20 protein-coding genes and 2 pseudogenes are annotated in these 22,904 nt (G+C 57.1%); 9 read left to right on the top strand and 13 right to left on the bottom strand.

The genetic code is table 11. The annotated features are described in order from the left end of the window. Positions 1 to 22 precede the first annotated feature (22 nt). The 6 genes from PH547_RS26690 (at position 23) to PH547_RS26665 (ending at position 6,037) form a co-directional block, all read left to right on the top strand. Positions 23 to 1,192, top strand: coding sequence for a CaiB/BaiF CoA transferase family protein (locus PH547_RS26690; protein ID WP_285169883.1), 1,170 nt, complete (start codon positions 23 to 25; stop codon positions 1,190 to 1,192). Beyond that, complete coding sequence (locus tag PH547_RS26685; RefSeq protein WP_285169881.1) at positions 1,189 to 1,938, top strand: electron transfer flavoprotein subunit beta/FixA family protein; 750 nt, start codon at positions 1,189 to 1,191, stop codon at positions 1,936 to 1,938. The genes PH547_RS26690 and PH547_RS26685 overlap by 4 nt, the downstream gene beginning before the upstream one ends. Positions 1,939 to 1,965: 27 nt before the next feature. Beyond that, positions 1,966 to 2,901, top strand: coding sequence for an electron transfer flavoprotein subunit alpha/FixB family protein (locus PH547_RS26680; RefSeq protein ID WP_285169880.1), 936 nt, complete (start codon positions 1,966 to 1,968; stop codon positions 2,899 to 2,901). Next, on the top strand, positions 2,898 to 3,752 hold the full coding sequence (locus tag PH547_RS26675; protein ID WP_104827665.1) for a 3-hydroxybutyryl-CoA dehydrogenase: 855 nt from the start codon (positions 2,898 to 2,900) through the stop codon (positions 3,750 to 3,752). The genes PH547_RS26680 and PH547_RS26675 overlap by 4 nt, the downstream gene beginning before the upstream one ends. Before the next feature lie 305 nt (positions 3,753 to 4,057). Next, entirely contained in the window at positions 4,058 to 5,020 is a 963-nt protein-coding gene (locus PH547_RS26670; RefSeq protein ID WP_285169879.1) for a C-terminal binding protein, read from the top strand. 21 nt (positions 5,021 to 5,041) lie between these two features. Then, positions 5,042 to 6,037, top strand: coding sequence for a phosphotransferase family protein (locus PH547_RS26665; protein WP_285169878.1), 996 nt, complete (start codon positions 5,042 to 5,044; stop codon positions 6,035 to 6,037). A gap of 222 nt (positions 6,038 to 6,259) precedes the next feature. On the opposite strand, the gene PH547_RS26660 is transcribed toward PH547_RS26665, so the two are convergent. The 9 genes from PH547_RS26660 to PH547_RS26620 form a co-directional block, all read right to left on the bottom strand. Next, complete coding sequence (locus PH547_RS26660; RefSeq protein WP_104827668.1) at positions 6,260 to 6,814, bottom strand: NADPH-dependent FMN reductase; 555 nt, start codon at positions 6,812 to 6,814, stop codon at positions 6,260 to 6,262. 53 nt (positions 6,815 to 6,867) lie between these two features. Continuing rightward, complete coding sequence (locus tag PH547_RS26655; protein WP_285169936.1) at positions 6,868 to 7,986, bottom strand: alcohol dehydrogenase catalytic domain-containing protein; 1,119 nt, start codon at positions 7,984 to 7,986, stop codon at positions 6,868 to 6,870. Positions 7,987 to 8,091: 105 nt separating this feature from the next. Next, on the bottom strand, positions 8,092 to 9,306 hold the full coding sequence (locus PH547_RS26650) for an amino acid ABC transporter substrate-binding protein (protein WP_199773633.1): 1,215 nt from the start codon (positions 9,304 to 9,306) through the stop codon (positions 8,092 to 8,094). Between the two features lie 82 nt (positions 9,307 to 9,388). Then, positions 9,389 to 10,390: a VOC family protein gene (locus PH547_RS26645; RefSeq protein ID WP_285169877.1), complete on the bottom strand. Its 1,002-nt coding sequence runs from the start codon at positions 10,388 to 10,390 to the stop codon at positions 9,389 to 9,391. Positions 10,391 to 10,486: 96 nt separating this feature from the next. Beyond that, a complete protein-coding gene (eno, locus tag PH547_RS26640) occupies positions 10,487 to 11,803 on the bottom strand; it encodes a phosphopyruvate hydratase (protein ID WP_285169876.1) in 1,317 nt (438 codons plus the stop codon). Positions 11,804 to 11,849: 46 nt separating this feature from the next. Beyond that, positions 11,850 to 12,443 (bottom strand): cupin domain-containing protein, encoded by a 594-nt coding sequence (locus tag PH547_RS26635; protein WP_285169875.1) that lies wholly within the window; start codon positions 12,441 to 12,443, stop codon positions 11,850 to 11,852. Next, positions 12,433 to 13,140 (bottom strand): ABC transporter ATP-binding protein, encoded by a 708-nt coding sequence (locus PH547_RS26630; protein ID WP_285169874.1) that lies wholly within the window; start codon positions 13,138 to 13,140, stop codon positions 12,433 to 12,435. The genes PH547_RS26635 and PH547_RS26630 overlap by 11 nt, the downstream gene beginning before the upstream one ends. After that, a complete protein-coding gene (locus tag PH547_RS26625) occupies positions 13,130 to 14,872 on the bottom strand; it encodes a branched-chain amino acid ABC transporter ATP-binding protein/permease (RefSeq protein WP_285169873.1) in 1,743 nt (580 codons plus the stop codon). Before PH547_RS26625 ends, PH547_RS26630 begins: the two co-directional genes overlap by 11 nt. 2 nt (positions 14,873 to 14,874) lie before the next feature. Further along, a complete protein-coding gene (locus tag PH547_RS26620) occupies positions 14,875 to 15,720 on the bottom strand; it encodes a branched-chain amino acid ABC transporter permease (RefSeq protein WP_199773634.1) in 846 nt (281 codons plus the stop codon). Positions 15,721 to 16,099: 379 nt separating this feature from the next. On the opposite strand from PH547_RS26620, the gene PH547_RS26615 reads away from it, so the two are divergent. Continuing rightward, the gene (locus PH547_RS26615) at positions 16,100 to 17,110 is read left to right on the top strand and encodes a LacI family DNA-binding transcriptional regulator (protein ID WP_285169872.1); all 1,011 of its coding nucleotides are present in this window, start codon (positions 16,100 to 16,102) and stop codon (positions 17,108 to 17,110) included. Between the two features lie 164 nt (positions 17,111 to 17,274). On the opposite strand, the gene PH547_RS26610 is transcribed toward PH547_RS26615, so the two are convergent. The 3 genes and pseudogenes from PH547_RS26610 to PH547_RS26600 form a co-directional block, all read right to left on the bottom strand. After that, positions 17,275 to 17,727 carry a carboxymuconolactone decarboxylase family protein gene (locus PH547_RS26610; protein ID WP_285169871.1) on the bottom strand — a complete coding sequence of 151 codons (453 nt, stop codon included), beginning with the start codon at positions 17,725 to 17,727 and terminating at the stop codon, positions 17,275 to 17,277. Between the two features lie 348 nt (positions 17,728 to 18,075). Next, positions 18,076 to 18,864 (bottom strand): fumarylacetoacetate hydrolase family protein, encoded by a 789-nt coding sequence (locus PH547_RS26605; protein WP_285169870.1) that lies wholly within the window; start codon positions 18,862 to 18,864, stop codon positions 18,076 to 18,078. Between the two features lie 66 nt (positions 18,865 to 18,930). Then, positions 18,931 to 19,167 (bottom strand): annotated as a pseudogene (locus PH547_RS26600) (transposase); the annotation flags it as partial. 273 nt (positions 19,168 to 19,440) lie between these two features. Between PH547_RS26600 and PH547_RS26595 the strand changes: the two are divergent. Further along, positions 19,441 to 20,925, top strand: a complete 1,485-nt coding sequence (locus PH547_RS26595) for a DUF1254 domain-containing protein (protein ID WP_285169869.1) — start codon at positions 19,441 to 19,443, stop codon at positions 20,923 to 20,925. Between the two features lie 347 nt (positions 20,926 to 21,272). Here PH547_RS26595 and PH547_RS26590 read toward each other — a convergent pair whose 3' ends face one another. After that, positions 21,273 to 22,064: a hypothetical protein gene (locus tag PH547_RS26590; RefSeq protein WP_104827679.1), complete on the bottom strand. Its 792-nt coding sequence runs from the start codon at positions 22,062 to 22,064 to the stop codon at positions 21,273 to 21,275. Positions 22,065 to 22,722: 658 nt separating this feature from the next. Here PH547_RS26590 and PH547_RS26585 point away from each other — a divergent pair. Beyond that, positions 22,723 to 22,859 (top strand): annotated as a pseudogene (locus tag PH547_RS26585) (IS3 family transposase); the annotation flags it as partial. Positions 22,860 to 22,904: the final 45 nt, after the last annotated feature.

Here is a 22,904-nt window from a genome sequence, read left to right as displayed (position 1 = left end):
TCCCCATCATCGAGGACATATAATGTCGCAAGCACCCCTCGCCGGACTGAAGGTAGTGGAACTTGCTCGCATCCTGGCAGGTCCGTGGATCGGCCAAACGCTGGCAGAACTGGGGGCCGATGTCATCAAAATCGAAAGTCCGGACGGTGACGACACCCGCCATTGGGGTCCGCCGTACATCGACGAAGGCGAAGGCAAGCGCTCGGCCGCCTATTTTCACGCGTGCAATCGCGGCAAAAGATCGATGATCGCGGATTTTAACTCAAGCGATGACATGAGAGCCGTCCGGGCGCTGATCGCCTCCGCTGATATAGTCATTGAGAACTTCAAGGTTGGGGGGTTGAAGAAGTTTGCCCTCGACTACCAGAGCCTCCAACCGACACATCCGCGCTTGATCTATTGCTCCGTGACCGGCTTCGGCCAAACTGGCCCATATGCGCATCGGCCAGGTTATGACTTCATGATCCAAGGCATGAGCGGCATCATGGATTTGACGGGAGAGCCCGATGGGTCGCCGCAAAAAGTGGGCGTCGCGTTCGCCGATATCTTCACAGGCCTTTACGGCGTCATTGCTATTCAGGCCGCTCTGAAAGCACGCGAAGACAGCGGTTGCGGCCAGCACATCGACATGGCGCTTTTCGACTGCATGGCTGCGGTGTTGGCCAACCAAAGCATGAATTTCCTGGCTTCGGGAGTTACGCCGAAGCGCATGGGCAATGCTCATCCGAATATTGCGCCGTATCAGACCTTTCCCGTTGCTGATGGCTATATCATCGTCGCCTGCGGAAACGACGGTCAATTCTCCCGTTTGTGTCAGGTGTTGGCCATGCCTGAGCTGCCTGTCAGCGAGGCGTTCGCGACAAACGCTCAACGTGTCCAGAACCGGCTAGTTCTTGAACGAACGTTGGCCGCGAAGACGGCTTTGTGGACCCGAGACAGTCTTTTAGAAGCACTCGAAAAAGCTACCGTGCCGGCGGGGCCGATCAATACGGTTGGCGACTTGTTTGCCGACGAGCAGTTCCATCATCGCCAAATGCTCGTCGAACTCGATGGTGTGCCGGGCTTGCGGACGCCGATCAGATTTTCGGGGGCCTCGTTCAACCCGTCCCGCCGCTCGCCCCGATTGGGTGAGCACACTGCGGAGATCCTGGCCGAAATCGGTCTCGGCGATCATGAAGGAAGGTTTCCATGAAGATTCTCGTCCCGGTGAAGCGGGTGGTTGATTACAACGTGAAGATCCGCGTGAAGGCGGATGGCACGGGTGTCGAGCTTGCGAATGTGAAGATGTCGATGAACCCGTTCGACGAGATCTCGGTCGAGGAAGCGCTGCGGCTGAAGGAAGCCGGCAAGGCCGAAGAGGTGGTGGTGGTGTCGATCGGTCCGGCCAAGGCCGAGGAGACGCTGAGGACGGCGCTCGCCATGGGGGCGGATCGTGCCATCCTGGTCGAGACCGACGATCAAGTCGAGCCGCTGGCAGTGGCGAAGATCCTGAAAGGCGTGGCCGAGGCCGAACAGCCGGGTCTGATCATCGTCGGCAAGCAGGCGATCGATGATGACTCGAACCAGACCGGCCAGATGCTGGCGGCCCTCTTGGGCTCGGCGCAGGCAACCTTCGCCTCGAAGATCGAGATCGGTGAGGGAAGCGCCAAGGTCACCCGCGAAGTGGATGGCGGCCTGCAGACGATCGAGGTCAAGCTGCCGGCGGTGGTGACCACGGACCTGCGCCTCAACGAGCCGCGTTATGCCTCGCTGCCGAACATCATGAAGGCAAAGAAGAAGCCGCTCGACAAGAAGGCACCTGCCGACTTCGGCGTCTCCACCGAGCCGCGTCTGAAGGTGTTGAAGACCGAGGAGCCGTCCGGCCGCAAGGCGGGCGTCAAGGTCAAGTCGGTGGCCGAGCTGGTCGAGAAGCTCAAGACCGAAGCCGGCGTGCTTTAATCCAGTCCGAACGAGGAGTTAGACACCATGGCCATTCTTCTTCTGGCTGATCATGACAGCAACCACCTTTCCGACCAGACCGCCAAGGCGCTGACGGCGGCGACACAGATCGGCGGCGAAGTCCATGTGCTTGTCGCCGGCAAGGACGCTAGACCGGCTGCCGAGGAGGCAGCGAAACTCTCTGGCGTCTCCAAGGTGCTGCTGACCGAAAGTGACGCGCTTGCCAACAATCTCGCCGAACCGCTTGCCGATCTCATCGTGTCGCTGGCGGCGAGTTATCACACCATCGTTGCAGCGGCCACTTCCGTCGGCAAGAATGTCATGCCACGGGTTGCCGCTTTGCTCGATGTCGCTCAGGTCTCTGAGATCATCGAGGTTCTTTCGCCCTATATGTTCAAGCGACCGATCTATGCCGGCAACGCCATCCAGACGGTGCAGTCGACTGATGCCAAGAGGGTGATCACCATTCGTACCTCTTCTTTCGCCGCCTCAGGCGAAGAGGGATCGGCCGTTATTGTGAAAAGCGACTCGGTTACGGCCGGTCCCAATCTTTCCAGCTTCGTTGCCGATGCGCTGTCGACCTCGGATCGTCCGGAACTGACGTCTGCAAAGATCATCATCTCCGGTGGCCGGGCGCTCGGTTCGGCAGAAAAGTTCAAGGAAGTCATCCTTCCCGTTGCCGACAAGCTCGGGGCGGCCGTCGGCGCCAGTCGCGCGGCCGTCGATGCCGGCTATGCCCCGAACGACTGGCAGGTCGGCCAGACCGGCAAGGTGGTGGCACCACAGCTCTATATCGCCTGCGGCATTTCCGGGGCCATCCAGCATCTCGCCGGCATGAAGGACTCGAAAGTCATCGTCGCCATCAACAAGGACGAAGAGGCCCCGATCTTCCAGATCGCCGACTACGGCCTCGTCGCCGATCTCTTCGAAATCCTACCACAGTTTGAGCAAGCAATATCATGAACGATCAAGGTCCAATTCCAATCCGGTCGGTCGGCATCATCGGCGCCGGACAGATGGGGCTCGGCATTGCCCAAGTCTCCCTCCAAGCTGGGCTTAGCGTACGGCTTTACGATGTCTCGAACGAGCGCGTCTGCGAGGGTATAGAGAAAGTTCGCCATTCGCTGAGTCGAAAGGTTGGTGAAGATCGGCGTCTGGAGGGAACGTTCAGCGGTTCGGACTCCATCGGTGACTTGGGCAACTGTGATCTCGTGGTAGAGGCAGCGACAGAAAACGAGAATATTAAGAAAAATATTTTTGAAGGGCTATGTCCGATCCTGAAGCCCGAGGCGATCCTCGCCACCAATACCTCATCTCTTTCGATCACTCGTCTTGCAAAATCGACGGACCGGCCAGACCGTTTCATGGGCATTCACTTTATGAACCCGGTTCCGGTGATGAAGCTCGTTGAGCTGGTAAGAGGAATGGCCACGTCGCAACAAACATACGAGGCGGCCAAAAGCTTCGCCGCTCAGCTCGGCAAACAGGTAACGACCTCAGAAGATTCCCCCGCGTTTATTGTGAATCGAATAATCTTGCCGATGATCAACGAGGCCATTTTTGCGCTTTACGAAGGTGTCGGAAGCATTGAAGCCATTGATACAGGGGTAAGACTTGGCGCTAACCACCCCATGGGACCGTTGCAATTGGCCGATTTCATAGGTCTCGATACGTGCCTTGCGATCATGCGAGTGCTGCACGAAGGTTTGGCAGACCCGAAGTACCGGCCTTGTCCTCTCCTCGTGAGATATGTTGAAGCCGGCTGGCTTGGACGTAAGGCAGGTCGGGGATTTTATGACTATCGTGGTAAATAGATTGTTCGGACAGATCAGGTCGATCCTGTCAATTGACCCTTAAAGTTTGCATAACACATAAAGGATCGTGCGTTCCGCAATTTATGCTAACGTTAGCATAAATTTAATGATCGCAGCGTCGAGCTACCGATGCGGCGACGCTGGGCGCATCAGGCCATCGCGTCGGAGTGCAGGCAGAAGCGCCGCATCACCGCAAATACTGCCGCGCCCCGAAACAGTGGGTTTCAGGCCCCGATTGATCACCAATTTTCCTTGACTCAGATAAAAGGTTTGCGCTAACGTTCGCACAAACAGGAGGATCTTTCATGACGCGCACCGTGTTGCTGACCGACTACGCATGGCCGGATGACAATGTGGAACGGGAGGTCATTGAGCGAGCCGGATTTACCCTGGTGAGCGGACCCGCAAAACCATCCTCGGCCGCCGAAATTGATGCGTTGGCGGTCCAGCATCTGCCGGATGCCATTTTGACCTGCTGGGCCCAGGTCAGCGAAACCGCGATCGCGGCATCTCCAAATCTCAAGATTGTTGCTCGTCTGGGCGTTGGACTGGATAACATCGCTGTCGACGCAGCCTCGGAGCGCGGCGTCTGGGTGACGAACGTTCCGGACTATTGTGTTGCGGAGGTTTCGGATCATGCGGTCGGCTTTGCCATCGCTTGGGCCCGTGGCCTGATCCATTTCGATCGTGAGGTTCGTAGCGGTCATTGGGACCCCGCCTCCGCCAACCTCCGTCGACTGTCAGAACTAACCTGCGGCATCGTCGGATTTGGCCGGATTGGCCGAGCAACCGCAGCGAAGATGCAGGCTCTAGGCTGCAAAGTATTGGCGCACGATCCCTTTGCATCCAATCTCCCCGAAAATATCGAGCTGGTCGATTTTGAAGCCCTTCTTGGCAACAGCGACATCGTCGTGGTTCATGCGCCGCTTTCTTCATCGACCCACCACCTGATCGATCGGGACGCAGTTTCGAAAATGCGTCGAGGCAGCTTGTTGATCAACGTCAGCCGAGGCGGGGTTGTCGACACTGCGGCCGTGATCCATGGTCTGGAATCCGGCATCCTGAGCGGCGTCGGCCTTGACGTTTTGGAAGATGAGCCGCGCGTTCCGCAAGAATTGATCAATCACCCTGGGGCGATGATCACCCCGCACGTGGCTTTTTCTTCCGACGCATCGCTCATCGAGTTACGCCGCCGCGCCGCGGAAGAAGTCGTCAGGGTTCTCTCTGGAGAAATGCCTGAACAGCCCCGTAACACGCTCCGCCGCTAAATCGCACAGGACACTCAATTCATGTCTGTATCTGAGATGACCATTTTCGATGTGTTTTTGCAGAAGAGCGGGCTAAAAGAACCTTCAGAAGAAGCAATATACAAGCCACTGACGGGCGGTGTCTCTTCTGATATCTATCGAGTTGAGCTGCCCGGGCGGGCCCTCTGCGTAAAACGGGCCCTTCCCAAGCTAAAAGTCGCTACCGACTGGCAAGCCCCGGTATCGAGAAATGAGTACGAATGGAATTGGATCTCCTTCGTCGCCCAACATTTCCCATCCGCTGTTCCCAAGCCGCTCGCCCACGACCCATCGTCGGGCGTGTTTGCGATGGAATTTCTTCCTGGCGACGAATATCCGCTATGGAAAGCAGAGCTTCTTCGGGGGCGCGTTGATCTGAAGGCCGCGGAAATTATCGGTCGACGGATCGGGCAGATTCATTCGGTGAGTGCGCGTATGCCCGGGCTACCCGAACAGTTCGATTCGACTCGCAACTTTTACGCTCTGCGGCTTGAGCCTTATCTGGTCGCTACCGCGGCCAAACACCCATTCATCTCCGATCGTCTATCAGAATTGGTCGACCGTACCGCTAATACAAGGCACGCACTCGTTCATGGGGATGTAAGCCCCAAAAACATTCTCTTGAGCAAGATCGGCCCCGTCTTCCTGGATGCAGAATGCGCGTGGTTCGGCGATCCGGCCTTCGATTTGGCTTTCTGCCTGAATCACTTACTGTTGAAGAAGCTCATTGTAGAGAATGCAGCACCTGAGCTTGCGGCGTCCTTCGAGGCGCTGACTTCTGCGTACCTCAATGAGGTAGATTGGGAAGATCGGGAAGCTGTCGAAGCCCGGACATCGAGCCTTTTACCTGCCCTCTTTCTCGCTCGTGTCGATGGCAAATCGCCGGTCGAATACGTGACAGAGGAAAGCCAACGAATGCTCGTGCGCAAAGTCGCCGTCCCGTTGATCGCTTCGCCGCGCAGAAAACTGGCTGAAATCGCGCAAGCTTGGTTTTCCTAACGCCAGATAATGCACTATCTGGCTGGCGCAGCTTGCGTCAACGCGACGAACGCCTGCCATCGTGACAGCGAAATTTTCTTCCAAGATTTGTTGGATTTCGGACCTGCATCGCGGCGGAAGCGGTCAGTTCTGTAACTGGCTGTTAAAGAAAAGCCATCGCCCCTTTTTGGGAGCGATGGCAGGCGGGGAACGAATATTTGCTTGATGTGCGGGCGCCTCTGCTTACATGAACCGAGCGACCCATACCTCGAACGCATCGAGAAAACTTTCGATGAACTTCTGAGTTCCTTCGTTTAAGAATTCGCCGCTATCCCCCACCAGCTTGTCTGCGGTGCTAAGATAAACTTCCGGCTGCGGCAGCGTAGGAACGTTGATGTTGGTGAGAATCACGCGGAGTTGAAGCGCCGCTGCCGCGCCTCCTATGAGACCTGGGGAGGCCCCGGTCACCGCACCGGGCTTGTGATCCCACACGCTCTTCCCGAACGGCCGAGAACCGACTTCGATCGCATTCTTCAATACCGCTGGTACGGATCGATTGTACTCGGGCGTTACGAAGATTGCGCCATCGCAAGCCTTGATGCGTTCGCGGAAGGACGTCCACTCCGCCGGCGGCGTCTCCGTCTCCAAGTCTTGATTGTAGAGCGGAAGATCGCCGATCGGTACGATTTCCAGGTTCAGCCCGCCGGGCGCCACTTTCTGCATTGCACGGGCGAACTTCAGGTTGATCGAAGCCTGACGAAGGCTTCCGACCAAGACCGCGATATCTTTCTTGGACATGTTCTCTCTTTTCGCGTGAGGGAGGCGTCGGCGATAGCCGGCGCCGGTGATTGTTATTGATAAGCGGCAGGGACCGGAGGAACGACCACGTAGTTGCTGAAGCCGCCATCGCGTTCGCCGATGCCGGAGATGGCTTCGTTCACCCGCTCGAGCGGATAGATCTTGTGCTCGAGATACGAGAGGTCGAGCGCACCGGTGCGGACCATGTCGGCCATTTCCTGCCCCTGGGCAGCGCTGAACCAGTTGGAGCCGATGAGCTGAACCTGCTCGTCCATCAGCCACTTCACGTCGACGGGAACATCTTCCGCGACGCCGCCAACGACAACCACACGACCGCCCCGGCGAACCCCGCGCATGGAGTCGACCACGGTCGCGGCGGGGGCTCTCGCACCCAGCGCACTGATAACGAAGTCCACTCCCTCGCCGCCAGTTTGAGCCTTTGCCCATTCTCCAGTCGAGCCTTCGCCGAGCATGATTGTGTCGATGCGGTCGGGAGCGATGGCCTTTATGCGGTCCATCAATTCTCTGTTTCTGCCGGTGCCCAGAATTTTGGAGAGGCCCATTGCAAGGCCGAGCTTGGTGGCCGCGACGCCGAGTGTACCGGTAATCCCATCGATGAGGCAAACCTGGCCGGGTCCGGCCTGTGCGTTCTTCAGGGCGCCGTATGATGTACCGAGGTAGCCAAAGCGACCGGCCTGTTCGAAGCTGAGATTATCCGGCAGGCATACGAGGGAATATTCCGGGGCAGTCATGTACTGGCTGAAGCCGCCGTACGGATAAAGATCAAAGATTCTTTGGCCATCGCGGCTGGTGCTGAAGTACCCATTCAAGGTGTAATAGCGGCATTGGCTGCGATTGCCTGACCGGCACGCCTTGCAAGAACCACAGGATCTGAGGGGGCTGACATAGACACGATCGCCAATTTTGACATTGGTGACCGCCTCGCCGACTTCGGCGACGACCCCGGCTGGGTCCAAGCCAAACACCGCCGGAAACTTCGGTAGTGGCTGGTGGGGAAACCAGGTTGGCCAATTATTGATGACGTTGGCCATGTTGGGCACGATGCCGCAAGCCCTGACCTGCACCAGGACGTCGTTGGGCCGGGGCGTGGGAACCGGAATCTCATCCAGCGACATCGGCTGATGCAGAGCATGCAGCCGAGCGGCGATCATAGTTTTAACCATTAACTCCTCCATAGGGACATCGGTCGGACCGTGCCCGACCGAATGCATTTTTTCAGTTTCAGACAGGTGGGCGGGAGTGCCGGGCGGCATTCGTCAGGGGGTCAGGAACTCCTTCCCAGCCGGTCGGAAGTCCGCAGGCCAGACAGTCACCCAATCCTTTCCTTGAATTTGCTTGAGCTTCGTCGATGGCTTTCCGGCATTGAACTTGCCGTCGAAAGTCCTGGGCCCGACGACCGTCTTGACGGTATTCGAGCGCAACCACGCAGCCATCGCGGCGTCGTCCAACTTCCCTGCACCTTCTGCTGCCGCTGCAAGGATTTGCCACGCAGCATATTCCACGGCGGCCTGATACTCGGTGCGCGGATACGGGAAACCCGCCGCCTTCGCCTTGCTGTCATATGCGCTTACGAAATCCTGAGCGCCGTCATACTTGAGGAACGGCTCGTGCTCTTCAAACCAGGTCAGCGAGGTCAAGCCATTCGCTTTAGGGTGAGCTGCGGTCGGGCCGGGTGCCGGGAACAGGTAGAACTGGTTCTTTGGCTGGTAATCGATCCGGCTCATTGCATCGAGAAGCTGCACGGCCTCCATTCCGATCGCACCGGACCACAGCAGGTCCGGATCAGCCGCCTTGATGCGGTTGGCGATTGCGCCGAAGTCCTTCGTGCCGAACTCGTATTCAAGATCCAGCACGTTCTTGATGCCACGCTTCTCAGCGACTTGCTGGCCGCCCTTGGCAATCGTCAGAGCCGACGGAAATTTGCTGGTGACAAACGCGATCGTCTTGGGAGGGGTCGGCAGGCTCGCATAGGCATCGAGAACGACCTCGGTGTCCGTCAGTTGCGGTTCGGCCCCGATCGGAAGAGACGGGAACTGCAGCGGATACGGTGCGAGACTCGGGTCGCCAAGGCTGCTCTGAACAAGCATCTTCTTGAATCGAGCGGCAACGCCCATTGCTGCGATAATCGAGGACGTGCCATAGGGGCCCATCAGGAGGTCGACCTTGTCGGCCGTCACAAGGCGCTCATAGAGCGTTCGAGCATTGGCGGGAACCGATTGGTCGTCGAGAAGGACAAACTCCACCTTTCGTCCCAGAATACCGCCTTTGGCGTTGGTCTGTTCAACGAAAACCTCTGCCGCGAGTTTATGGATTGCGCCTACGCCCGCAAGCGGACCCGTCAACGGCAGCGTTCCGCCAACGCGGATCGGCCCCTCTTGGGCAAAAGCCCTCGGCATCGCGCTGAAGGCAGCCACGGCGGCGGCAGACCCGAGAAATGCTCGTCTGTTCAGTATAGTGGAATTCGCACTCATCTTTTCCTCCCAAGTGCCTCCAGCATGTCATCGCGCTCATGACTCTCGCAGCGCGTCAGTCTCCCGCCGCTGGCGGCAGGTCTCACCTCTTCGCCAGCTCTCCTGCGTAGCGTTCCAGCGTCATGGGGTTCGGCATTTTCTCGGGGTGCTCTAACGGTACTCCCGTAAATTCGCTGGCCTCGAAGAACCACTTCGAGACGGCCGGCATTCCCCAATGCACATTGGTGCTAAGGGACGCCGCGTCCCAACGAATGGGCTCCAATTCCGCGTCTATCGTGGTGTAGTGATTGTTGAAGAACTCCACCCGATGTCCATCGGGATCGCGCAGATAGACGAACAGGACTCCCGAAGGACCATGGCGCCCGGGCCCGCGCTCAACGCTGTCTCCATATCCATAACGGCTGGCAAAGTCGCACACGGCGAAGATGTCGCTGCTTTCCGGAACCGTATAAGCAAAATGATGCAGTTGCGGGCCGATGCCAGGCACCAACGCCAGGTCGAGGCAGACACCTTTGCGATACAGGAAGTTCGCAATGAGAGTGTCGCCTGCCGCAATATATTCCGAAGTCCGGAAACCGAGTTCGCCGTAGAATGCACTTAGACCCAGCGGATCGGCAACCATGACCTGGCAATGGTCGAGGCCCTGGGCTCGCGCGCCACGATGCTCATGCACCTCGAGAAACTTGCGGGGATGGACGCTCATGCTGGAGCAAAGCTCGATGCGGGCGCCCGACGGATCGCTGACAAGCAGGGTCCGTCCTTGATTTCGAACTTCGACCCATTCCGTCGGAAGCCCCTTCTCTTCAAAAAAGACCTTGGCCTTGTCGAGATCCTCCTCCAGGAACACCCGGTAACCGATCCGCCTGCACGCCGGCTTCCTGCCGGTAGGTGCCAGAACAAGACTGTGATGGCAGGCCTCGGACAATCCGCGAAGGTAGGAAACACCGTCCGCGAATTCTGTTTCGACCAGGCCGCCGACATTGACATAGAAATCTCGGCTGCGCTCCACATCATTGACCTCAAGCACGACATGGCTGAAGCGCGTGATGTTGAAGGGAGGTTTCAAATTAACAGCCGGAAGCATCTCATCCTCATTCATTTGCTAACGTTAGCATAAAAGGGCCGGATCTTTTGTCAACGCCTGTTTTTGAGCGAGACCCGCAGCCGGCCCATCGAAATTCTAACCTACAGCGGCAACCGCGGCTGGCTTTTCAGCCAAGTCCAGCGCCGACCATCCGGCGAACGAAGCCTCTTTTCCAAGGGCCTCCTCGATCCGGAGAACCTCGTTCCACTTGGCCATCCGTTCGGAACGGGAGAACGATCCGACCTTGAGCTGCTTGGCATCCCACCCGACCGACAGATGGGCGATCGTTACATCTTCCGTCTCACCGGATCTGGCCGAAACGATCGTCCGAAAACCCGCCTTCTTGGCGACGGAGAGCGCATCGAACGTCTCTGTGATCGTGCCCGCCTGGTTCGGCTTGATCAGAACCGCATTGGCGCTTTTATCCTTGATCGCTTCGGTTACCCGCGCCGCGTTCGTCACGAAAAAGTCGTCGCCGATGATCTGGCATCTGGAGCCGTAGCGGGCGGTAAATTCCTTGAACCCATCCGGATCGTCCTCGGCGAGCGGATCCTCGATGGAGACGATTGGATAGGCCTTCAACCAGTCGCCAAGCATGTCGATCATCTCGGCCGTATCGAGCTGCCGATCTTCCAGTGCCAGCGAATACTTGCCGCCGCGACCGAATTCGGAGGCCGCAATGTCCAGAGATATCGCAACTTGGCCGCCTGGCTTCAGACCGGCAGCCTCGATCGAACGCACCAAGGCATCAAGAGCCTCTTCATTGCTGGTAAAGGCAGGCCAGTAGCCTCCCTCGTCCGCCACGCCCTGGAGCTTGCCGGTGCGTTTCATGATGTCGCCTGCCGCGCGGTAAACTTCAGCAGTCCACTCCAAAGCCTCCGAGAAAGTCGAGGCAGCAGGGCACATGATCATGAAATCCTGGACGTCTACCCGGCGCGCTGCGTGCGCTCCGCCGCCGAAAATCTGGATTTCCGGGAGCGGCATGGTAATTCCCGTGTCGGAGCCCGCGAGATACCGCCAGATCGGTTGATCGGCCGCGGCCGCTGCCGCGTGAAGCAGCGCCATCGACGTTGCTACCGACGCATTTCCACCCAATCTGCTCCGGTTTGGGGTGCCATCCAGCTCGATGATTGCACGATCCAGCTCGACTTGATCTTTGGCATCTCGGCCAACCAGCAACTTGGCGATTTCACCGTTGACGGCGCCCAAGGCCTTATTGATGCCCAAGCCAGCAAGGGCGCTGCCGCCGTCACGAAGGTCTAGAGCTTCGCCGGTGCCGGTCGATGCGCCGGCAGGTGCGATGGCCCTGCCGATCGCGCCAGACGCCAGCTCGATCTCTACCTCAACGGTGGGCCTGCCACGGGAATCCCAGACGCGACGGCCCTGCACTTTTCTGATTTCGGTGTTGGTCATGTTCAGTTGTCCACAAAGTCAGATTGAGATTTTGGATCATTGAGGCTCACAGGCCGTCATCGTAATCCGTTGTTTCGGGGGTTCTTGCGCCAACCAGCACCACGGCGATGCTTGCCGGTTTGTCGCTTTTATTTCGCCAGGCGTGACGCGTTCCGTTCTGCACGAAGGCGTCGAACTGACCCAAGCGGGTCTCATTGCCATCGTCGAGTTCCATCCAGATTTCTCCGTCGAGAACGATGCCATAATCGACGGTGGGAGTTTGATGTTTGCCATCCGGCTGGAAGCGTTCGGCCAAACCTGGGCTGACCGCCAGATTCTCCGCCCTGGCCGCCGGGCCATCGAAATCCGGCGACATAAAAACAGCATCTGGCGGGAACGTTAGCACTAAAAAACGCGTTTCGCCGGGCTCAGGAACGAAGCTTGTCACCAGCCGAGTTGGATCGTGTCCGTTAAATGGGACGGCCGTGGAAGTCGATGTCGACCAGACCATCCGCGACACCAATCCAGGGATCGTTCTGAATATGTCCGTACGCGGAACGGCGCCGTCTTGGGCGAACCTGGCAACGCCCTGACTGCAATGCTCCGTCACGACGCGTCGAACATGCACGGGAACTCCCCCGCTCGAATTTTCAGATACCAAGATACGCCTCCCTGATGCTTGAATCATTGATGAGAATCTCAGGCGCTCCGGATGCCGTCACGCGGCCCTGCTCGATCACGTAGGCCTGATGGGCAATTTCAAGCGCCTTGTTCACGTTCTGCTCGACAAGCAGCACGGCTACGCCTCGCTCATTGATCATCTGGATGATTTTGAACATTTCCCCGACGATCAAAGGCGACAGCCCGAGCGACGGCTCGTCCATGAGCAGCACGCGCGGCTTGGCCATCAGGCCACGGCCGATCGCAACCATTTGCTGCTGCCCACCCGACAAGGAGCCCGCCAATGAATCCTGGCGCTCTTTCAGAACAGGGAAAAGCTGAAACACCTCAGCGAGCGTAGCATCGCGATCCGCCCGAGCGATCGAGCGGTACGCACCGAGCAACAGGTTGTCGAGGACCGTCATCGCCGTGAAGAGACGGCGCCCTTCCGGGACGACTGCTATGCCGTAGTCGCAGACCCGATGGCTGGGCACTTTGGAAACGTCGTTACCCTCGATAACGATCTTTCCCTTGTGCGGCCGAAGAATTCCGGCGATGGCATTTACCAGCGTGCTCTTCCCTGCTCCGTTCGGGCCGACGACGGAAACGATCTCGCCTGGCCTTACACTGATAGACAGGTCCCACAGAGCGATCGCATCTCCGTAGCCAACCTCGATCTTATCGACCTCAAGCAGCATAACTGCCTCCCAGATATGCGCTGACCACTGCTGGATCTCTCATCGTTTCGCTTGGATGCCCAAGCGCCAGAACTTTGCCTTGATCCAGCACCGCGACACGGTCCGCCAGCGCGACAACCGCACGCATGAGGTGTTCAACGAAGATGATCGTCGTACCGCCAGCCTTGATGCGCTTGATCATTTCGACGGCGTGGTCGACCTCGGCTGGGTTCAAGCCACAAAGCACCTCATCAAGCAGGAGCAGGCGTGGTTTTGCGGCCAGCGCTCTGGCGAATTCGACAAACTTTCTATCATGCAGGTTCAAGGCCTCGGGAAGCACGTTGGCCTTGTCAGCCAGGCCAGTGAAGGCGAGCGCTTCCCTGGTGACTGCGTCGACCGCAGCCACGCCCATGCGATCCGCGCTGCCAAATTTCGCGCAGAGCCGAATGTTTTCGAGGACGGTCAGATTATCGAACAGGCGCGGGATCTGGTAAGTCCGCGCCACGCCCTGTTGCGCGATCAGATGCGGTGATCGACCGGAAATCTCCTCGCCTTCCAGTGTGATCTTACCGGAGGTCATGGTGTAGTGGCCGCTGATCATGTTGATCAGTGTGGACTTGCCGGAACCATTTGGCCCAACCAGGGCCAGAATTTCACCCCGCTGGACGTCCAGGGTGACGCCGGTCAAGGCACGGATGCCGCCAAAGGATTTCGTGACATCTTCGCACTTCAGAAGCATCGAACCGGAATCTGATGCGGTTGAAGGCGGGAGCTCAATAGCAGCCTGAGCGGCTGCCTCCGGTGCTCCAGTTTCGTTGCGATTGGCGGCGAACTTGCGAATAAGGCTGGGAACAATGCCAGACGGCAGCACCAGGATTACAACTATCAGCGCAAGAGCCACGCCCGCGCGGCCGAATTCCGCATGGGCGCCGCTGACGATAGCGCTCTGCAACACTGTGATGATGACCGCGCCGATCGCAGGTCCAGCCCAATGGCGAGCACCGCCGAGGATGCTCATGAGCACGACATAGAGAGGAACGGTCACCGCAAACGTCTCGCCAACGGTGACGTAGCCTACATATACGGCGTGGATCGCACCCATTCCGCCGGCAAGTGCCGACGAGACGGCAAACGACATCAGCTTATAGCGAAACGTCGGAACGCCTTTCACCTCTGCGACGTCTTCATCGTCGTGGATTGCAAGCAAGCCCTGACCGAATTTGCTGTGAAAGATGATGTAGGACGTCGCCAGCGCAACAAGAGCCGCGATAAGCCCGAACATGTAGAGGGAGCCAGACGCCGTCACGCCGATCATCGGGATTTCGATCCCTGAGAGGAATACGCCCGTGCCCGAGTCCAGCGCGGTGTTCGACACAATGGCCGCGATGACAAACGTTACCGACAGCGTCAGCAGCGCGAAGAACTCGCCGCGCAAAGCTCCGGAGCGAAAGACAACCAAGCCAATCAGCACGGCAATCGCGGCCGCAAGCAGTGCCGCAGCAGGTATCGTCGCGACGAAGGGCCATGACAACTGCGTCGCCAGCGTGGCCGTTGTGTAGACGCCAATCCCGAAAAATGCGGCGTGGCCAAAACTCCAGTAGCCCGTGTAACCGCTCAGGATGCCCCAGCTCGTTGCCAGCACGACCCAGAAGAAGATAATGTACAGGTAGGACAGGTAGTAATCCGCCATTCCCAAGTAAGGCAGCGAGGCCAAAATCGCCACGCCCAGCGCTGTGATTAGAAGCTTTTTCATGGTCAAATCACCGGTTTGCGCAAGAGGATGACGATGAGCACGCTGAATGCGACGAGCGGCGCCCAAGCGGGATTGACGACGGACATGGTAAGGCTCTCGGCCACGCCAATCAGCATACCGGCACCCAGCGCGCCGATAGGGCTGCCCAATCCTCCAATGATGGCGACGGCAAATACGACCCCAATCCAGGCCTCGATTTGAGATGGAGCCAAAGTTCCAATCAGGGCAATGAAGACACCCGCGATGCCGGCCGTAGCTGAGCAAAAGCCGGCTAGAATGTATGACACGCGGGTGGAATTGATTCCAAAAGCCGACGCTACGGGGGCGTCATGGGCAGCGGCACGCAGGGCCTTGCCGAGCATGGTCTTGTTCAACGCGTACCAGGCCATTGTGGCAAGCACCCCTGCACAGACAAACGCTGAAAGATCCAATACGGGCACGAAGATCGGTCCGAGCCGGATGGTGCTCTGGGCATAGGGTGTTTCATAGCGAAGGAAGTCAGCCGACCAGATCCATTGGATCAGCGACTCGATCAGGATCGTGACGCCGAACGTCACCAAGAGAGAGGCGAATTCCTTCACCTTGAAACGCACGAACAAGCTGTGCAACGCAACTCCGAGCGCGAAGAACAGCGGCGCGATCAGAAGAGCGCTCAAATATGCCGGGATGCCATAGACGGTCCCGAGCTGGTAGGTCAGGTAAGCGCCAAGGAACGCCAGCGCGAAATGGCTGAGGTTCACAAGCTTCAACAGCCCCCAGCTCAGGCTGAGGCCCATCGCAAGCAGGCCATAGATCCCACCCAGCAAGACGCCACCAACAGCGGATTGCAAGAAAAGAGCAAGGGTCATCGGGATCCACGTCCTTCTGTGGACACGATGGTCGACTCCAGGAACACCAGAACATCCATACGTTATGCCCCCTCCCGATTGCGCTAACGTTAGCATAGATATTCATCCCACAGCGAAGCCTCCGTGTCAACGGCGTTCAAGAGGCTAATTCGCTGCCTCTTCGCTGCGGGCGCATCGAAGCGGGACGAAAAAATCCCATAAAGTGAGATCAAATCTATGAGAAATCTACTAGTTTAGAATCGCAACTCGATACCGAGTTTAAGTATCCGGGGCGAAAATTAGATTAGTTCAATTGAGCGGAAACGTCTGCGATCTCGGAGTTTGACAACTGCGACGCCAATGCTATCGTTGGCGAAAGTGATCATTCGAGCCAAACACAATGGTAACAATTAAAGACATCGCCGCCATACTGCAAGTTTCACCCTCAACCGTCGGTCGCGCTCTTGCCGACGATCGACGTATCAGCGCCGAGATGAAGCGAAAGGTGAATGAAGCTGCAGCTCAAGCGGGGTACGTTGCCAATCGTGCTGCACGGATGATGCGCGGGGTTCAGAGTAATCTCGTTGGGCTGATCGTTCCAGATATCAGGAACAGCTTTTATTCGACTATTGCACACGCTCTCTCGCGGTGCCTTCTTTCGGCGAATTACCAACTGACTTTGTGTGAAACCGATGACGACAGAATGCATGAGCTTCGTCACATCAAGGAACTTACTAGCGCCAACGTTGCGGGGATCATTCTGGTCCCGAGCGCAAAACCTCATCCCGATTCTGCGCGAATCCTGAAGATGACGCCTCACATCCAATTGCTGCGAAAGGCACCACTGCTCGGTGACCAATGGTTTGGGATTGATGACCGACGGGCACTTTACGAGAGTACTGAACATATCATCAATGAAGGTCACAAACGGATCGCTTACATCGGCGGCACGGAAGAACTGCCCACTGGCGCGGCTCGCGTGCAGGGTTTCCGGGAGGCCGTAAAAAGCTCCGGTCAAGCGATCACCGTTCGTGAGGAGCTTGGCGCGCCCTCCTCGCCCGAATTCGGACGGGAGGCCGTGCGTCGCCTACTTTCCTTAAAGGATCGACCCACGGCGCTCGTGATCGGTGCGGTACAAAACACCTCAGGAGTTATTGATGAACTCCAGGACCAAGCTTTAAGCATCCCCCAAGACATTTCCGTCATCGGATTCGGAGATGAGCTCGGGTACCGGTGGTGGGGTCCAGGATTGACCACCGTACAGCTACCTGTTTCGGAGTTGGCAACGGCTTGCGGACTTTGGTTTTTGCATCACCTTCAGAATAAGTCTGACCTTAGCAAGCCGTACAGCTTCATCTCTCCGCCTCAATTGATTGTTCGTGGCAGTACGGCGATCCCATCGAAGCAATGACGGCGTCATTTCCCCACGTTTCAAGGCCATGGGGAAAAAGGGGCCGTCCGCCATACGACCACACCTCTTTCTCCGGACGGCCCCTCATCCGCCACTGCGATCTTGAGGAGAGGCCGCTTTAAGGACCAGAGCAAAGTAAAGGCCTCGATGGTGATCTCAGGTCCCTACTTCTTGTAGGAGTCCTCAAGATCTACTTTCAACGCGCCCATCAACCGTACGCCGGAATTGTACCACGCGACATTAATTGCCAATTCGACCAATTGCTTCTCGGAAAGGAATTTCGCGATACCGTTCCAAACCTCCTCGGAAACGTCGACATGCAGGGTCGAGTCCTTCGCGAAAGCCATCACCGCCCTTTCCTCTTCCGTGAATAAGTCCGAGGTCTCGAATTCAGGGATAGCTTGGAACTGCTCCTCGGTGAGTCCTGCCTTCAGACCATGCGAATGGTGATGAACGATCTCATATTCCGAGTTGGTGCAGTAACCTACCGTAAGGATCGCCATCTCTCTCAGCTTCGGACTGAGGTCAGAAGCACGAACAGCATTGGCGTAGGTCAGGAAGTCATTCAAAATTGCTGGTGCATTTGCGAGTGCAAGGAAAATGTTCCCTGTCGGCACCTTCCTTTCCTTCAGCAGGCGCTCATTGAGCGCCGCGTGCGTGTCTGCCAGTTCTGAATTCGGAACATATCTAACTCGTGCCATTACTCCACCCTTGGGTTGTCATCGAAGATCACTATTGGTCAAGTGCCACAACGAAGGCCACCGCGAAAATTGACCCGTTATGCGCTAACGTTTGCATTACTAGCATCGAGTCACCCGGGATCAATCGCTTCTTTTCCTAAACAAATCCCGAAAGGTCTCGTTCTAATTTGCTTTCTGGGAGTCCTCACCACGGCTGAAGCGAGCCGACCGCGCGTGAAATGGGCGCGGGTTGCCATGCACACCTTGGACGCTCTCAAGCATGGCTCAATGCGCGGCAAGTACAACTGGATTCTTCAAAATGCCGATGCCGGGGATCTCCACTTCGAGATCATCACCCGGACTGATGGGGCCTACCCCGGCAGGAGTGCCCGTCATGATAGCATCGCCTGGCAAAAGCGTCATGAACCGGCTCAAATAAGCAACGATGTCAGCCACTGAGTAAACTAGATCCCTTGTGTTTCCGGACTGCTTCACCGCACCATTTTGACGAAGAATGACGTCGAGATTTGTGGGATCAAGGTCGGTTACGATCGCCGGCCCCATGGGCGCAAAGGTGTCGTATCCTTTCCCGGCCAAAAGGCAGCCGAACTTGCTTTCCTGACGCTGTATGATGCGATCGCTGATGTCGTTGCCGCATGTATATCCAAGGACGTGGCTCAGTGCCTGGTCCTTGCTGATGTGCCGACCACCCTTGCCAATGATCGCGACTAGCTCAGCCTCGTAATGTACGATTTCACCGTCTCGCGGGAATTCGATCCCATCTCCGTTGCCGCTCGCTGCGGTGCTAGGCTTCATGAACAAAACCGGAAGTGAGGGCTGCTCTTTCCCTGACTCGTTGGTATGCTCTCGATAATTGTATGCCACTCCAAAAATGCGGGGACGGTTGACTGGGCATAGCAAGCGAACCATGGACAGATCGTCCACCTTTCCAGTTCCTTTTATCTCGCTGAATGGCTCTCCAGCGATCCGCACGATACTGCCGCCGCCGCTGTCGACACCATAGTGAATCCCATCGGCCGCCTCGTATCGCAAAATTCTCATTTCGATCTCCATTTTTGCTAACGTTAGCGCAAACCATCGGTCGTCGTCAACGCTGTCTCTAGCTATTAGTGATCTTCCTCAATTTGCGTGGTGCTCGGCATTTTTGATCGGCATCATCCATGCCCTGAGAAGCTCTGGGCCAGCTCTACCGTACATTGCACGTTTGATCGTTTTCAAACGGTTGATATGATCTTCTGCTTGGCCATTGCTCCACGGGAGGTCGATTGCATTGCGAACGGCGTCGATGTCGCGGCGAAGAACGCGAACGAACTGAGCAAGCGAGGTAAGGCCGGAGACGATGGCATCAATCCAAGCACTTCTTAACACCATTCGTTGGATGTCTTTTGCTGGATGCAAATTCGGGTGCTGGGCCCCCCTGCTGACGACCTTCGTCCGGGGTTGCCTTCAGCGATTTCCGTCGTCGGTTGCACCCATATGAGTTATCTGCCTCCGGTATTAGAGTAACTATCCTAAGTTTAGTTTTCTCTTTATAATTCGACTCGTCACGTAGCTGGGGAGCTACATGCACAGGGGATACATCAACAGGTCCGTTCGCATTTCACCTGATCTTAACAACAGGAGGACGCAATGCGTGCATTGGCGAATGACGACAGAAACCTGTTCTGCAAACTGAGACCGGTCGCTTTTCTCACTATTGGCCTTACGGCCTTTTCGATCGGCGCGGCAGATGCGAATACCATCACCGAAGAGGAAGCCCATGCGATAGGCGTGGACGCGTACGTGTATTTCTATCCACTGCTATCAATGGACATCACCCGGAAGCAACTGACCAACGCCGATGCCAAAAAAGGTGCGATCGGCGGCCCGCCCAATCAGTTCAACAACATCCTCGAGTTCCCTCCCGCGGACATGAAGGTGGTGGTCCGGCCGAATTTTGACACTCTATATTCGAGCGCCTGGCTTGATCTGACGAAAGAACCGATCGTGGTTTCGGTCCCCGACACCGGCGGACGTTTCTACCTGCTGCCCATGCTCGACATGTGGACGGACGTGTTTGCGGCACCGGGCTGGCGGACCACTGGAACTGCAGTCGGCCATTTCCTGATTGCCCGTCCCGGCTGGCGGCCCGATCTCCGTGAAGGGTTCAATGAGTTCAAGCTGCCAGCAGGAACCCAACGGATCGATGCACCGACACCCTATGTCTGGGTCATCGGACGGACAAAAACCGACGGACCGCCAGACTATGACGCCGTTCATAAGATCCAAGATGGTTACACTGTCACATTGCTTTCGCAGTGGGGAAAGGATGCAAAACCGGTGGAGGTGAAAATCGACCCATCGGTGGATATGAAGACACCACCCAAGACCCAGGTCGATACCGCCTCGGCAGGAGCTTATTTCGCCTACGCTGCCGAGCTCCTGAAGCTCCACCCGCCGCATGTCACCGATGAGCCCATAATTGCCCGAATGAAGAAGATCGGCATTGAGCCGGGCAAGAGCTTCGATCTTTCCAAAGCAGATACGGTCGTCCAAAAGGCACTCGAGACAGTTCCACAAGACGCTCAGGCGCTGATGGCCTGGAAGGTGAAGACGCTGGCACGCGTCGCCAATGGCTGGTCGATGAATACCGACACGATGGGTGTTTATGGCAATTACTACCTGAAGCGCGCTATCGTTGCGCAGCAGGGCCTCGGCGCCAACCTGCCCGAAGACGCCATCTATCCGCTCAACCTTGCTGACGAAAATGGCCACCCGCTTGACGGCAGAAACAACTATACGATCCACTTTGACAAGGATCAAATTCCGCCAGTCCAAGCCTTCTGGTCTGTGACGTTGTATGACGACAACGGATTTCAGGTCGCCAATTCCCTCAACCGCTTCGCAGTCAGTAGCTGGATGCCGTTCAAGTATAACGCCGACGGTTCGCTCGATCTCTATTTCCAGAACGAGAGCCCGGGCAAGGACAAGGAATGGAACTGGTTGCCAGCGCCCAAAGGGGCGTACAACCTGACAATGCGGCTCTACGCACCCAAGCCCGACGCGCTGACGGGCAAGTGGAACCCGCCGCCGGTCAGTGAAGCAATCGCAGCATCTCCACTTGCTGCGCAATAACCGGTAGTGAGAAAGTGAAACGTATCGCAGTGCGCATGCTGTAACGCCAAGGGGGCCGCATTCGTACCTCCTTGGCGGATATACAGCGTTGCTGGCGTGTGAGTACGGCTTGGATTTTTTGTTGCCGGCGTTCATTTCTAACAAGCCGAAGCCGTTTTGGAGCCTTAAGGGGAATGGCAAGGTTCCACCGTTACGAACCTCGAAGGCTGACCGCAGCATGACGGAGTTCTGCGCAACTCCGTCATTCGAAGCTTGTGTCGATATCGCAACTGTATGCTCGTCTCGAGACCAGACGATCAACTGCAAGCATGGATCTGGGACTGGAGCGGACCGCGAGGATTGATATTTCAGAATCGGATCGCAAGCCCCAAAATAGGTCCTTGCTGAACCACGTCGAATATAAAGCCGTCATTGCGATAATTGACGCCGAGAGCGCGATAACCGGCGACGGCGGAGATGGTGTCGTTGAACTTGTAGCCGAGCCCTGCCATGACATCCCAATCGATATCTGCGCCGCCGCCGCCGACAAGGCCCCAGCCCGTCAGGTAGACTTTCGGTGTAAAGAAATAGCTACCCTTGACGCCGGCCAGAGCGTCCACCCAGGTGGCGCTGTCGTCTTGGGAGATTCCGTCGAGAAATCCGCCGTTGAAAGATATGTTGGTGTCAACGGACCAGAGCCTAGCGCCTCCCACGACGTCGAGATGGCCGTCGGGGCCGTCAAGGACCGAGTAGCCTACGCCGAGCAGCCCCGCAAAAGTCTTGGAGGTAACCTCGACATTGTTCACGATGATGCCCCTCGGCGTGTGGGCGTCATTGGAGAGCTTGGTGTACATGATGTCGCCGAAGATGCTGAAGCGGTCGTAGCGCGCTTCGCCAATGGCCATCATGGCAAAATCAAGGTTCTCGAAGAGATCGCCGAAGCTTGCGTCGACGTGAACCTCAGGAAGGCCGAACTGCGCCACGTCTCCGGACATGCTCGCCCCCCAAAAATAAGGGGCAAACGTAAAAGTCCATCCACTCTGGGTCTCGATCGATGGTGCCTGCGGGTTCAGAAGTGGCGTCAGATCCGCCGCCTCCAGCGGGCCGCAAGCTGTCATTGCGCCCAAAAGAACAGCAACATAGCCGACATGGTATTTCATAGTCTTGTCCCCCCAGATCAGCCGGCTCTTTGCCGGCGATTCAAATCGTGCTTCCACCCCTCATGCATTCGTTCGACCCACATCGCGACGCCAAAAGGCAATCCCAGCCATAGACGGTGTGTCCCCCAAAAATGTCATTTTGGAAAGGCATGCGGATCAGCAATGCTATCGGATTGGACACCTTCTTTGCGTGACCCGCAAAGTTATCCTCGGCCACTGCCAAGAACACCACGGATAGAACCAGAGGAACGCAAATCAGGCACTGAACTGAGATAACTGCCACACGAACCCCCGTCGCAGTTAGTCGCCGAACATTATATTAGAATCCCCTTACCATTCAATGGTATGAACTGAAAACGAGCCTTGGTCAATATCTCATTGCCGATTGGGATGAGCCCCTAGTTTGGGTGATGGCCGTGTTCCAGGGACCGTCGAAGGTGCTGGATTCGGTTTGGGAAAACCGCCCATTTTGCGGAGATAAATTGCCCGCGAAAGGGACAATCTGCTGCGAATTTCCCTCGTGCTCCCCGAAACTGGGCGTCCGACCGTGACGTTTGATCCCAGGATCGCGACTACGTCTGCCAAGGCTGCCAGATCGTAGGAGGACGTCTTTTCCTTCAGCGCGTAATTGGCGTTGATTGGTTCGTTGGTTGGCTTCAAGCGTCAAGGCTTTGATGTGGCTCGCTGCTCGGTTGCTCGGCTCACAAGATCGATGGACCTTCAAGGCATCGTCAGCGAAAACCGATCCGCACGATGTTCTCAGGCGAGGCGGCTCCGAGCCCACTCGACCGCGTGAAGTTCGGGCGCCGAAGAGATTCTGATTTCACGCGTCTCAGCAGC

Source organism: Rhizobium cerradonense, from assembly GCF_030182455.1.
Lineage (GTDB): Bacteria > Pseudomonadota > Alphaproteobacteria > Rhizobiales > Rhizobiaceae > Rhizobium.
This window is presented reverse-complemented; position numbering and strand designations above follow the sequence as displayed.

Bases quoted from the DNA above. Each gene is read 5' to 3' on its own strand.
- PH547_RS26670 (WP_285169879.1), top strand. From the start codon at position 4,058: ATGACGCGCACCGTGTTGCTGACCGACTACGCATGGCCGGATGACAAT.
- PH547_RS26660 (WP_104827668.1), bottom strand. From the start codon at position 6,814: ATGTCCAAGAAAGATATCGCGGTCTTGGTCGGAAGCCTTCGTCAGGCT.
- PH547_RS26620 (WP_199773634.1), bottom strand. From the start codon at position 15,720: ATGACCCTTGCTCTTTTCTTGCAATCCGCTGTTGGTGGCGTCTTGCTG.
- eno (WP_285169876.1), bottom strand. From the start codon at position 11,803: ATGACCAACACCGAAATCAGAAAAGTGCAGGGCCGTCGCGTCTGGGAT.
- PH547_RS26615 (WP_285169872.1), top strand. From the start codon at position 16,100: ATGGTAACAATTAAAGACATCGCCGCCATACTGCAAGTTTCACCCTCA.
- PH547_RS26675 (WP_104827665.1), top strand. From the start codon at position 2,898: ATGAACGATCAAGGTCCAATTCCAATCCGGTCGGTCGGCATCATCGGC.
- PH547_RS26685 (WP_285169881.1), top strand. From the start codon at position 1,189: ATGAAGATTCTCGTCCCGGTGAAGCGGGTGGTTGATTACAACGTGAAG.
- PH547_RS26630 (WP_285169874.1), bottom strand. From the start codon at position 13,140: ATGCTGCTTGAGGTCGATAAGATCGAGGTTGGCTACGGAGATGCGATC.
- PH547_RS26645 (WP_285169877.1), bottom strand. From the start codon at position 10,390: ATGCTTCCGGCTGTTAATTTGAAACCTCCCTTCAACATCACGCGCTTC.
- PH547_RS26650 (WP_199773633.1), bottom strand. From the start codon at position 9,306: ATGAGTGCGAATTCCACTATACTGAACAGACGAGCATTTCTCGGGTCT.
- PH547_RS26595 (WP_285169869.1), top strand. From the start codon at position 19,441: ATGCGTGCATTGGCGAATGACGACAGAAACCTGTTCTGCAAACTGAGA.
- PH547_RS26680 (WP_285169880.1), top strand. From the start codon at position 1,966: ATGGCCATTCTTCTTCTGGCTGATCATGACAGCAACCACCTTTCCGAC.
- PH547_RS26590 (WP_104827679.1), bottom strand. From the start codon at position 22,064: ATGAAATACCATGTCGGCTATGTTGCTGTTCTTTTGGGCGCAATGACA.
- PH547_RS26655 (WP_285169936.1), bottom strand. From the start codon at position 7,986: ATGATCGCCGCTCGGCTGCATGCTCTGCATCAGCCGATGTCGCTGGAT.
- PH547_RS26665 (WP_285169878.1), top strand. From the start codon at position 5,042: ATGTCTGTATCTGAGATGACCATTTTCGATGTGTTTTTGCAGAAGAGC.
- PH547_RS26625 (WP_285169873.1), bottom strand. From the start codon at position 14,872: ATGAAAAAGCTTCTAATCACAGCGCTGGGCGTGGCGATTTTGGCCTCG.
- PH547_RS26605 (WP_285169870.1), bottom strand. From the start codon at position 18,864: ATGGAGATCGAAATGAGAATTTTGCGATACGAGGCGGCCGATGGGATT.
- PH547_RS26690 (WP_285169883.1), top strand. From the start codon at position 23: ATGTCGCAAGCACCCCTCGCCGGACTGAAGGTAGTGGAACTTGCTCGC.